10 protein-coding genes are annotated in these 10,925 nt (G+C 54.5%); 4 read left to right on the top strand and 6 right to left on the bottom strand.

Annotation, left to right across the window (positions count from 1 at the left end):
- Window positions 1-599: 599 nt before the first annotated feature.
- The 4 genes from M6D81_RS18825 to M6D81_RS18810 are packed head-to-tail and all read left to right on the top strand — an operon-like array spanning window position 600 to window position 4,885.
- Entirely contained in the window at window positions 600-2,210 is a 1,611-nt protein-coding gene (locus M6D81_RS18825) for a spore germination protein (RefSeq protein WP_262678465.1), read from the top strand.
- Between the two features lie 36 nt (window positions 2,211-2,246).
- Window positions 2,247-3,443 (top strand): Ger(x)C family spore germination protein, encoded by a 1,197-nt coding sequence (locus M6D81_RS18820; RefSeq protein ID WP_262678464.1) that lies wholly within the window; start codon window positions 2,247-2,249, stop codon window positions 3,441-3,443.
- Window position 3,444: 1 nt separating this feature from the next.
- Window positions 3,445-3,678 (top strand): hypothetical protein, encoded by a 234-nt coding sequence (locus M6D81_RS18815; protein WP_262678462.1) that lies wholly within the window; start codon window positions 3,445-3,447, stop codon window positions 3,676-3,678.
- Between the two features lie 31 nt (window positions 3,679-3,709).
- Window positions 3,710-4,885 (top strand): GerAB/ArcD/ProY family transporter, encoded by a 1,176-nt coding sequence (locus M6D81_RS18810; RefSeq protein WP_262678461.1) that lies wholly within the window; start codon window positions 3,710-3,712, stop codon window positions 4,883-4,885.
- 37 nt (window positions 4,886-4,922) lie between these two features.
- Here the strand turns inward: M6D81_RS18810 and M6D81_RS18805 are convergent, their stop codons facing one another.
- From M6D81_RS18805 to M6D81_RS18780, 6 genes are all read right to left on the bottom strand, one after another.
- Window positions 4,923-5,489 carry a beta-class carbonic anhydrase gene (locus tag M6D81_RS18805; protein ID WP_262678475.1) on the bottom strand — a complete coding sequence of 189 codons (567 nt, stop codon included), beginning with the start codon at window positions 5,487-5,489 and terminating at the stop codon, window positions 4,923-4,925.
- A gap of 134 nt (window positions 5,490-5,623) precedes the next feature.
- A complete protein-coding gene (locus tag M6D81_RS18800; protein WP_262678460.1) occupies window positions 5,624-6,472 on the bottom strand; it encodes a 1,4-dihydroxy-6-naphtoate synthase in 849 nt (282 codons plus the stop codon).
- The gene (locus tag M6D81_RS18795; RefSeq protein WP_262678459.1) at window positions 6,469-7,173 is read right to left on the bottom strand and encodes a futalosine hydrolase; all 705 of its coding nucleotides are present in this window, start codon (window positions 7,171-7,173) and stop codon (window positions 6,469-6,471) included. The genes M6D81_RS18800 and M6D81_RS18795 overlap by 4 nt, the downstream gene beginning before the upstream one ends.
- Before the next feature lie 51 nt (window positions 7,174-7,224).
- A complete protein-coding gene (locus M6D81_RS18790; protein ID WP_262678458.1) occupies window positions 7,225-9,519 on the bottom strand; it encodes a PAS domain S-box protein in 2,295 nt (764 codons plus the stop codon).
- Between the two features lie 91 nt (window positions 9,520-9,610).
- The gene (locus M6D81_RS18785; protein WP_262678457.1) at window positions 9,611-10,114 is read right to left on the bottom strand and encodes a hypothetical protein; all 504 of its coding nucleotides are present in this window, start codon (window positions 10,112-10,114) and stop codon (window positions 9,611-9,613) included.
- Window positions 10,114-10,758 (bottom strand): hypothetical protein, encoded by a 645-nt coding sequence (locus M6D81_RS18780; protein ID WP_262678456.1) that lies wholly within the window; start codon window positions 10,756-10,758, stop codon window positions 10,114-10,116. Before M6D81_RS18780 ends, M6D81_RS18785 begins: the two co-directional genes overlap by 1 nt.
- Window positions 10,759-10,925: the final 167 nt, after the last annotated feature.

Here is a 10,925-nt window from a genome sequence, read left to right as displayed (position 1 = left end):
TCGGAAAAATAGAGAAAAGTGTGCGCTATCACTCATTTTGCTCACATAGCTCCATTAAGCGTGCCTCGTACCGCCGAAAAGTAGGAGCTATCGCTCAAAATGGTCACATAGAAGCGGAATAATAGAGAAAAGTGTGCGCTATCGCTCATTTTGGTCACATAGCCCCATCAAGCGTACCTCATCCCGCCGAAAAGTAGGGGCTATCGCTCGAAATGGTCACATAGACTCGGAAAGGTAGAGGAAAGTGTGCGCTATCGCTCATTTTGGTCACATAGCCCCGTCAAGCTTGCCTGGTACCGCCGAAAAGTAGGAGCCATCGCTCAAAATGATCACATAGACTCGGAAAGGTAGTGGAAAGTGTGCGCAATCGCTCATTTTGGTCACATAACCCCGCCAAGCGTGCCTTATGCCGAATGGACCTAAGTAGTAACGATTTTCCGTATAATCTGCCACCGTTGAGTATTCAAACTGGGGCGTGTGTACGATTTTTCGCACAACCCCCGACATCTGAAGCGTTGAATACATGCGGAACGATGTCTAAACGTGTCGAATATGGACAATAATGGATAACTAGCAACTACAAGCCGGGGGAGACAGAGATGAGTTCCAATTCCAATGCCAATTCCAATGCCGGTTCCAATCCGGGTGCAAAGGGCGGGCAATCCGCAACAGCAACAGCCAAGCTGAACAGCAGTCTTGCCGCCAATGTGGACAGGATAAAGAAGACGCTGGGCAACAGCAGCGATATCGTTATCCGTGAAGTAGGCATAGGGAAGTCTGGCGAGCAGCGAATGGCTATCATCTATACAGATGGCTTGGCGGATAAGGACGCCGTAGCCAGCTTTATCATGGAATCGTCGATGCTGGACATAGAGCAGACGGATACGGCGGAGAGGTTGTCGGAAAGCGGGAGCGCCCTGCAATTTCTTCAGGACAGCACTCTGACGATAGGAGAAGTGAAGCCCATAGCCGACTTCGACGGTCTTCTTCACAGTCTGCTGTCGGGGGAAGCCATCATCTTGCTGGACGGGTATGCGGAAGGGATAGCTGCAGGCACTCGGGGGTGGAAGGACCGGGGGGTATCGGAGCCTGCCGCAGAGTCGGTCATTCGAGGGCCGAGAGAGTCGTTCTCGGAGACGCTGCGCACGAATACGGCATTGCTCCGGCGCAAGATCAAGGACCCCAATCTGTGGCTGGAGACAAGACAGATCGGCCGCGTGACGAAGACGGATGTATCGGTCATGTTCATTAATGGCATTGCGAACGACGGCGTCGTGGAGGAGGTGCGAAGCCGTCTGGACCGCATCGATATCGACGCGATATTGGAGAGCGGATATATCGAAGAGCTCATCCAGGACAAAACCTACACGCCATTCCCTACTGTATATAATTCCGAGCGGCCGGATGTGATCGCTGCAGAATTACTGGAGGGGAAAGTCGCGATACTTGTCGACGGTACCCCGTTCGTCCTGATTGTGCCGGCGCTGTTCGTATCGTTCCTGCATGCGGCGGAGGATTATTACCATCGGGCGGATATCAGTACGTTAGTCCGTATATTGCGCTATCTGGGCGTGTTCATTGCCCTGTTCGGTCCATCCCTGTATGTGGCGATTACGACGTATCATCAGGAGATGCTGCCGACACAATTATTGATCAGCTTGGCTGCCCAGCGCGAAGGTATCCCCTTCCCCGCGTTCATTGAAGCGATCATGATGGAAGTGTCCTTCGAAATATTGAGGGAGGCCGGATTGCGAATGCCGCGCTCGATCGGCTCGGCGGTATCGATTGTCGGCACGCTCGTTATCGGACAAGCGGCGGTGGAGGCGGGCATCGTATCCGCAGCTATGGTCATTGTCGTAGCGACGACGGCGATAGCCAGCTTCGTCTTCCCGGCCTACAGCCTGGCCAACACGATCAGGATGCTTCGCTTTCCGCTCATGGGACTGGCCGTATCCTTCGGACTGTTCGGCATTATTGTCGGCGTATTCGCGATTCTGCTGCATCTATGCAGCCTGCGCACATTCGGCGTTCCTTACTTGAGCCCCTTCGCACCCTTGATTCCGGAGGATCATAAAGACACGTTCTTCCGACTGCCGCAATGGGCGATGACGACGCGTCCCCGCCTGATTAGCCAGAAGAATATTAAGCGGGAGCAGAGCCCCGATCTGGCCAAGCCGCAGCCGCCACAGCCATCGCAGCCATCTTCATAATGTCGCGGATTTTTGGAGAAAGGAGCACAGCCTCTCATGAGCAGAATTTCGTCGCTTATCGCACTCTTGCTGGCTGTCGCCTTATTGTTAACGGGTTGCTGGAACCGCAGGGAGCTGAACGATTTGTCCATCGTAGCCGGTCTGGGAATCGACAAGAGGAAGGACAAGTATCTTCTCACCGTACAGGTGGTGGACCCCGGGGAAGTGGCGGCGAGGAAAGGGGCCAGCGGCCGTTCGCCAGTGACAACATATTCGGCCACGGGGGCAACCATGTTCGAAGCAGTACGGAAGATGACGACCGTCACATCACGCAAGCTCTACTTCTCCCATCTTCGCATTATCGTCATCGGTGAAGAGCTGGCCAAAGAAGGCATTGCGGAGACGATTGATCTGTGGTCGCGCGATCCAGAGACCCGAACCGACTTCTATCTGCTGGTCGCCAGAGGGACGAAGGCGCAGAAGGTGCTTGAAGTGCTGACTCCGATGGAGAAGATACCGGCGAACAAGCTGATGGCATCCCTGGAAGTATCGGAGAAAGCCTGGGCGCCGACGGTATCTATTCAACTGGATGAGCTGATCTCGGATATCGTGAGCGAAGGGAAGGAGCCTGTGCTGACGGGAGTAAGCATTCTGGGCAATCAGGAGGAAGGAACCAAGATGGACAATGTGCAGACGCCGAATCCTGCCGTCAATCTGAGCTATAAGGGGATAGCCGTATTCAAGGAAGACAAGCTCGTTGGCTGGTTGAATACCGAGGAAAGCAAGGGCTACAGCGATCTGACCGACAAGTTGGACAGCACGATCCTTGAGGTCGCCTGCCCGGAAGGGGGGAAGCTGGCCGTCGAAATCATTCGCGCCAAGACCAAAGTGAAAGGCAAGCTGAGAAACGGGGAGCCGGAAGTGGATGTCGCTATCCGGAGTGAGGCGAACGTAGGCGATGTGGAATGCAGAATCGATCTGATGCATATGGAGACGATTGCCTATCTGGAGATGAAAGTGGAGGAAGCGGTCAAAAATCATGCGGGTTATGCATTGAAGAAGGCAAGAAAGCTGAAGAGTGACATTTTTGGCTTTGGCGAGGCTATTCATCGCGCCGCTCCAAAGTATTGGAGCACGCATAAACAGAACTGGACGGAGATATTTCAAGATCTGCCTGTAAATATGAAGGTTGAGGTCAGAATCAGGCGGCTCGGAACGATTGGCGATACCTTTATTAATAAAATGAAGGAGTAGGATGATGGCCATCTTCGGGATTGTATCGGCTATTGCGCTATTGGCAGTCATTGAGGTGCCCTTCTTGTGGAAGAAGCGCATGAGTAAGGAATTAACCATTTATACGGGCTTGATGATATTCGGAATGGTGCTGGCGATTATGAAGAGTATGGATCTGCCCTTGCCCAATCCGCTGGATTGGGTCGCGTATATTTACGGGCCGGCCAGCAAGCTGGTGGACAAGGTTCTTCCATAACGCATAGCGGCGCAGAACGGGAGCGATGCACATGAACAGGGAGCAAAAAGTAAGTCCAAGGCAGTTCGGCATACTTGCCGTCTTATACTCGATCGGCACCACGATTCTCATTAGCCCGGCTGTTCTGACTGCTGAAGCAAAGCAGGACGCATGGCTCGCGGCAACGCTCGGTGTGGGATTCGGGTTGCTGCTGGTATTGCTATACAATAAGGTAGGCAGCCTCTACACGGCGAAAAATTTGGTGGAATTGATGGAGACGCTGCTTGGCAAGTGGCTGGGGAAAGCCATTGCGGTTACGTTTGTTTTTTTCGCATTCGTGACTTCTGCGGAACTGCTCTACCTCTTCGGTAACTTTATAACAACGCAAATTATGCCGGAGACGCCAATTCAGGCCGTAAACATCCTGTTCGCCAGCATTATCGTCATCGGTTCCCGTCTGGGCATTGAAGTACTTGCCCGGTTCGCGGAGTTGCTGTTCCCTGTGTTTATCGGTCTCTTTCTCGTGCTGGTCGTCTTCGTATCCCCGAAGATCCACACCGACAATCTGCTGCCCATGATGGAGTCAAGCGTCGGCACTATCGTAGGTACCGCGATATACTTTACGAGCATATTCTCCTTGTCTATAGTCGTGATGCTGATGATCTTCCCGGAATCCATCAGCCGTCCGGGAGCGGCGCGGAAAGCATTCTTCAGAGGGACGCTTATCGGCGGCATCATCTTGCTGGTCGTCATTCTGCTGAGCCTGCTTGTGCTCGGTGTGGATGCAACAGCCAGGCAGATCTATCCCAGCTATTCGCTGGCCAAGAAGATTAATGTGGGCAATTTCCTGCAGCGCATTGAAATTATAATGGCCATGATGTGGTTCATCTCCATCTACTTCCGGCTGTCCTGCTACTTCCACGCTGCCGTCAAGGGGCTGGCTCAAGTGCTGAATGTGAAGGATTACCGCTTCCTGGTCGTGCCGATGGGCATAACCATGATTACATTATCGTTAATCGTGCATCCCAATATATTGCATTCCGCCATGTACAACCGTGAGACTTGGCTTGTCTACGCCTCCACATACGGTCTGTTGTTGCCCCTGTTGCTGTTGGCCGTGCATGCGGTGCGGCAGAAGTTCGGGAAGGGAGGAAGCGGCGGCGCTGGCAGCGGGCCGCAGCAGCAGTTGGAGCAGGGCGATGCCGCTTCCGGCGGCAACGAGCAATAGCGGAGCCTGCGGCTCCGCTATAGAAAGGGATCTGCGATTATTCTTCCCGGTAGTCCTCTACCAGCACCTCAAGCTCGCCCGTATCGGGATGCATGACGAAGCCGTGAACCGGAATAGACTGCGGGAACAGCGGGTGGTTGCGAATCAGCTTGACGCTGTGCATGACGCCTTCCTCCGGGCTTCTGAAGCCGCGCAGGAACTTGTCCATGCGAATGCCGGACTTCTCCAGCGTCTTCACGACGATAGGATCGATGCCGTGGTCGCCGAACTTGTCCACGATGCTCTGCGTGTTCAGGTTGGTCATGCCGCAGCCGTGATGGCCGATGACGAGCACTTCGCGGGCTCCCAGCTCATAGACGGCGACCAGTATGCTGCGCATGGCGCTTCCGAACGGCTGGGTCAGTATGGCTCCCGCGTTTTTAATGAACTTGGCGTCGCCGTTGCGCAGATTGAGCGCCTTGGGCAGGAGCTCCATCAGACGTGTATCCATGCAAGTGAGAATGGCAAGCTTCTTCTCGGGGAATTTATCGGTTAAGTAGGCTTCGTATTGCTTCTCCTCGACAAACTTCTTATTGAATTCTATCAACTCTGATACGGTAGACATCATTCATTCCTCCTCTGGCTGCGCTATCGCTCTCTCCTTGGCGCTCATCATTATACGTACTCGATAAAAGGTCTTCTAAATAATTATTCACACAATGACCCCATACGTCAATGCGGTGAATGATGGAGTAATCGTTAAGACCGAAGTAGAGTCGGATCGAAGGAAGGGACCAGCCCTTCATCGGCCGCACGCAACAGCAGCGATTCCACGGCGGCATAGCCTTCCTCTCCAAGATTATGGCTAAAGGTATTGACGTAGAGCGCGATATGCGACTTGGCGACGTCAGGCGACATCTCCTGCGCATGCTCCATCACGTAGGTTCGGGATGCGTCGGGATTGGCCCAGGCATAGACCAGCGAAGCCTGAATCCAGCTGCTGACGCCGGTTGCCTCCACCGTTCTGCGAGCGATAATGGCGCCGAGCGGAATGGGGAGTCCGGTATCCGACTCCCACCATTCGCCCAGGTCCGTCACCATATGCAAGCCGTAGGAAGCGTAAGTGAATCTGGCTTCATGGATAACCAGGCCGGCATCGATCTTGCCGTCTCGAAGCGCCGGCATGATCTCATGGAACGGCATGACGATAATATTCCCTACTCCTCCAGGTACATGCTTCGCGGCCCATAAGCGGAACAGCAGATAGGCGGTAGACCGCTCGCTGGGCACAGCGACAGTCCGACCGGATAGAGCGGCTCCTCCAGCAACTGCAGGATGGCTCTCTCCGGTCAAGACAAGCGGACCGCAGCCGCGGCCCAACGCACCGCCGCAAGGAAGCAGCCTGTAATGCTGCAGCACCCAAGGCAAGGCGGCATAGGAAATCTTCATCACCTCGGGTCCTTCCCGATCGGCCGCCAGCCGGTTGGTTACATCTATGTCGGCATATGTGACGGAAAGTTCCGGAGCGCCGGGCAGCAATCCTTGCGCCCAGGCATGGAAGATGAAGGTATCGTTAGGACAAGGGGAATAAGCGATATGAACGGTCATTGGTCCATCTCCTTCGCAATGAATCGGATTGCCGAGAACGCGTTCTCCAACGCCTGCATCGCATCGCCGATCCGCCAGGCGGCGCGGTCGCGCGGTCCGACGGCATTGGAGATGGAGCGGAGCTCGGCGAACGGAACTTCCAGCTTGGCTGCAGCCTGGGCAACGCCGTACCCTTCCATTGCTTCGGCGGCAGCTCCCGGAACGAGTTCGGCACGCAGTTCGGCTGTCTCGGCAGTGCCCGTTACGGTGGAGACAGTGAGCACCGGGCCGATATGGAGGGGCAGTCCGGATTGCCGGATGATACCGTGCAGCCGCTCACGCCAAGCTTCGCTGACGGGAAGGGAGGCGGTTCCGAAGCCCAGCTCATCGAGGGGGATGAACCCCTCCGCCGTCTCGGCCCCAAGGTCAGCGGCGATAACGGCATCGGCCAGTACGAGCGTGCCAAGCTCCGCCGCTCCGCTGAATCCCCCGCCGATGCCTGCGCTGATGACCAGCTCGTAGGAAGGGGAGGCCGCCAACTCCAACGCGGCTGAGACCGCAGCTGTCGCCGGTCCGACCCCTCCCGCAATGACGGTGAAGTTCGTGTCCCCATCCAATCCGCGCAGCACGGCATCCCGTTCCGCGTCGACAGCCGTTACGACAAGGATGCGGGGGACGCGGCCATTTTCAGCTTGAGTACATTGATTCTTCTGTTGTGTCATGAGGTTCTGAAGCTCCTTCTCAGGGAATTGAATAAGTGCAGGAGCGCGACGCTATGCCGACTGCTCCTGCTGCATAACGGGCAAGGCGATCTCTACAGTAGTGCCTTGTCCAAGCTCGCTGTCGAATGTTAGGCTTCCCTTATGGTTCGTAATAATCTGCTGGCAGACCATCAAGCCCAGCCCGCTGCCGCTCTCCTTCTTCGTGAAGAACGGCTCGCCGATCCGGACCTTGTCTTCGTCCGAGATGCCGCAGCCTTGGTCGATGAAGCGGATGACGACGGTGTCGCTCCCTCTGCAGGACAGTTCGATGACTAGCTCCCCGCCGTTCTCCGCCATCGCTTCAATGCCGTTCTTCAGCACGTTCACGAACACTTGCTTCAGTTGGTTGCTGACTCCGTATATCGGCGGCACATCCCGGTCCTCGACATTGCGGTAGACCAGATCGACATTGCCAAGCTTGGCGGAAGAGTCCAGCAGCATTATAATGTCGCAGATCAGCTCCTCCACAATGACGCGCTCGAAGCGGTTCGCCTGAGGCTTGGCCAGCACGAGGAACTCGCTGACGATCATATTGATCTGATCCAGCTCCGCCATCATGAGATTCAGATGAAGCGGCGTCAATGCTCCATTCTTCTGATGCAGCTGAACGAATCCGCGGAGCGTCGTTAACGGGTTGCGAATCTCGTGGGCGACGCCTGCCGCGAGCTGACCGACGACGGACAGCTTCTCCGACCTTCGAATCATCTCTTCGGCTTGCTTGCGGGATGTAATGTTGCGGGAGATGGATGCGACGGCGACAATCTGTTCGTGCTCATCCCGCACCGGAGATACCGTAATGCTGACGTCGATCGATTGCCCGTCCTTCGTATAGCGTGTCGTCTCATAGTCTGTGACGGAGCCGCCATTCAATATTTTGATAAGCAACTGCTCATAAGCAAGACGCTGGTCCTCGGGAATGTTGGGAAGCGGGTGTCCGAGAATCTCGCTCTCGCTCCAGCCGTATATCGTCTCGAAGGCATCGTTCACCTGAACCACATTGCGGTCCAGATCGATGACATGAATGGCGTCCGACGTATGATTGAAGAAGGATTCCAGGTATTGCTTCGTGCTGCGCAGCTCGCTTGCCGTATCCTTCAGCTGTGTCATATATTGCTGCAGGTTCATGCCCATCGTATTAATGCGCGTAGACAGCGTACCCAGCTCGTCCCTCCGGTCGATCGACAGCTTGTAGGTGAAGCTGCCGGAAGCAATATCGTTCACCTTGTGCAGAATTTGCTGCAGCGGTCTGATCATATGTCCGGCCACGCTATAGCTGAATAACATAGTCAACAGGATGAGCACCAGCGAGATTAGCGCATGCATGAGCAGTTGTTTCTGGACAGGCTCCTGAATGATGCGATTGTCGAAGGAGACGCCAATGACATAGGGCCTGCCGGCGACTTCAATCGGAATATAGCTTCTGACCAGATCCAGCCCATTGATCTTATCATCGAAGCTGAGAGACTGCCTGCTGTTGAGCGCTTCCGTCATGCGATCGAAGTCTTTCTTGTGATTCGGGTAATGATAGGTGCCGAACGGGATCGCCTTTACGTCCAGGTTATGGACGGGAATGCCTTGCTTCATTTTGATAATGGGCTCTTCGCCGAAGAATTCGGGATCGAATGCTGTAATTTCCAGCAATCCGCTTTCCTGAGACAGCATCTTATGAATGACGTTGTTCGTGCCGTTCAGAAAGTCGAATTGCGAGTTTGCTGCAACATTGACCATCGTATTGATCATGTAATTGGTCGTGCCGTCGTAATAATATCCCCACTTGTTAATGTCGGAGGGATCGGAGAAGGCGTAATTGATGGGACCGGACCAGTAATAAGGGGCGGTTTGTCCCTTACCTGCGTTGACTTTTTTCATAGCGAATATGTCATGCAGGGCCATATTCCAATAATCCCATGTTTTCGAGCTGATATGAAGCTCATCGGGATTGGAGGATCGGACAACTACGTTTTCTCCGTCTATTTGCTGCCACAGCGTAATATCGTCTATTTCGATTTCCTGGGCGAGCGAGACAAGCTGCTCATTGGTAATGGCGGCGATATCGGGGTCCAGCTTGGCTTTCGCAAGCAGAGCCGCTATGCGTAGCTTCCTGCCCAATTCGTATTCCATCGACATTTTCATCTGCTCCGTCGATTCAATCGTGACGACGAGCTGCTCGGCAATCGTATGAAGCTGCTGCTCCAGCAATTCCTCCCGGGCGGATTTGGACGACATATAGTGAATCCCAATGTTCAAGAATAAGATAAAGGCAACGATACCGGATATGGATAACGAGAGTTTCGATTTGATAGACACACTTTTTTCCCCCCGCTGTCTATGATGTATCTTACTTTAATTAGACATCGGGGGGAGGAAATCCTGTCTGATTTTGTCCAATCGGGGCTGGTTAATCTTGTTTTTTCTTCAGGAGAAGAATGGCTGCTCCTCCGAGGATAAGCAGGATGGGCAGGAAGGGGATGTCGTTCAGGAAGCGGTTGTACAAGGAGCCCAGTGTAAATACGGCGAAGAACAAGAGCGATATCGCTGTCAAAATGCTGATGGGAATGAGCAGCGCTCTCTGGCGGCCGCCAAACCAATAAAACTCCAGCAAGCCTACTGCGGGCGCCAGAATGAATCCCGGCCACATATATTCCCAGTTGTTGAACAGCATGGCGACTTGGCAAATAAAGCCGACGGTCAATAGAATGCCGCCCGGAATGAGCAGTCCGACTCCGCGTCTGCCCGTATAGCTGAAGTAGAGCCAATGCATGAACAGCCCGACGGGAAGAACGAACAAGGAAGGCCAGAAGTAGGCGAATATGTGGCCGGGACCGAAGTCTCTGCCTTGATTGAGCAATAAGGCGATGCCCAGAAGCAAAATGAATACTCCTGCGAGTGTCCGTACGTTCATTAGTCATCTTCTCCTATCGATACGAATTGAAATAATGGGTCGTTCGGGAACGGCGAGCTTCCTTCCGCCGCTGCTGCTGCGGAAGAAGCCGCAAGGGCGCAGCGGTTCGACTGCATAAGCCATAAGATGCCGCCAAGGAACCATAAGAGGGTCACATACAAGCTCATCGAGAACCATGAGTAAGGTCCGTCGAACGGCAGCAGCAGAACAAGGGCCGTTCCGATGGCCAGCATAGCGAACTTGTATGGCGTCACAAGCGCGGGCGACGATGCATGACGCATGCGCGGCAAGTCCGGGGCGACCGCTCTGCCGCCTTGCGTCCGCATAGCCAGCAGCCGCACCCTGGGCAGGGCCATCAGCCATATCCAAGACAGGCCTGACAGCACGGAAGCCGTACGCAGCAGAAGGGCTGTCATATGCGCGGGTGAAGGCACGCGAGCGGTCAGCGCAAGATTGCATACGACATAACCGGCCGACATGAGAGCGAACAGTATGCTCCAGCATTTCAATCGGCGGACATGGCTATGAAGCGTCCGCTCCGAACCGCTTAGTATCAGTCTTGATGACAAGTATGCAGTGTACAAGCTGACGGCAAGCAGTGCGAGCAGCGCCGGCAGTTCGATTGAATTGGCTATGCGATACATCCTCTGTCCTCCTCGCCTTGATCATTTCCGTGGCTTCTTATCGTCTTACTCATCGTATCCCGAATAAGGGGGAGCGAGGAACAGCCGCTGGACTTAACCTGTACTGGACTAAAGTCGGGGAGAGGGGAAACTCAGGCGTTGGCTCATGAAGCAAGAAGCCGGCAGCA

The sequence above is a fragment of the Paenibacillus sp. J5C2022 genome, assembly GCF_025567625.1.
In the GTDB taxonomy this organism is placed as follows: Bacteria; Bacillota; Bacilli; order Paenibacillales; family Paenibacillaceae; genus Pristimantibacillus.
The sequence above is the reverse complement of the archived record's forward strand: the minus strand, read 5'-3'. Positions and strand labels throughout refer to the sequence as shown.

What these genes read in the sequence shown, in the direction of transcription:
- M6D81_RS18800 (WP_262678460.1), bottom strand. Translation starts at nt 6,472, where the DNA reads ATGACCGTTCATATCGCTTATTCCCCTTGTCCTAACGATACCTTCATC.
- M6D81_RS18805 (WP_262678475.1), bottom strand. Translation starts at nt 5,489, where the DNA reads ATGTCTACCGTATCAGAGTTGATAGAATTCAATAAGAAGTTTGTCGAG.
- M6D81_RS18795 (WP_262678459.1), bottom strand. Translation starts at nt 7,173, where the DNA reads ATGACACAACAGAAGAATCAATGTACTCAAGCTGAAAATGGCCGCGTC.
- M6D81_RS18785 (WP_262678457.1), bottom strand. Translation starts at nt 10,114, where the DNA reads ATGAACGTACGGACACTCGCAGGAGTATTCATTTTGCTTCTGGGCATC.
- M6D81_RS18815 (WP_262678462.1), top strand. Translation starts at nt 3,445, where the DNA reads ATGATGGCCATCTTCGGGATTGTATCGGCTATTGCGCTATTGGCAGTC.
- M6D81_RS18810 (WP_262678461.1), top strand. Translation starts at nt 3,710, where the DNA reads ATGAACAGGGAGCAAAAAGTAAGTCCAAGGCAGTTCGGCATACTTGCC.
- M6D81_RS18820 (WP_262678464.1), top strand. Translation starts at nt 2,247, where the DNA reads ATGAGCAGAATTTCGTCGCTTATCGCACTCTTGCTGGCTGTCGCCTTA.
- M6D81_RS18825 (WP_262678465.1), top strand. Translation starts at nt 600, where the DNA reads ATGAGTTCCAATTCCAATGCCAATTCCAATGCCGGTTCCAATCCGGGT.
- M6D81_RS18780 (WP_262678456.1), bottom strand. Translation starts at nt 10,758, where the DNA reads ATGTATCGCATAGCCAATTCAATCGAACTGCCGGCGCTGCTCGCACTG.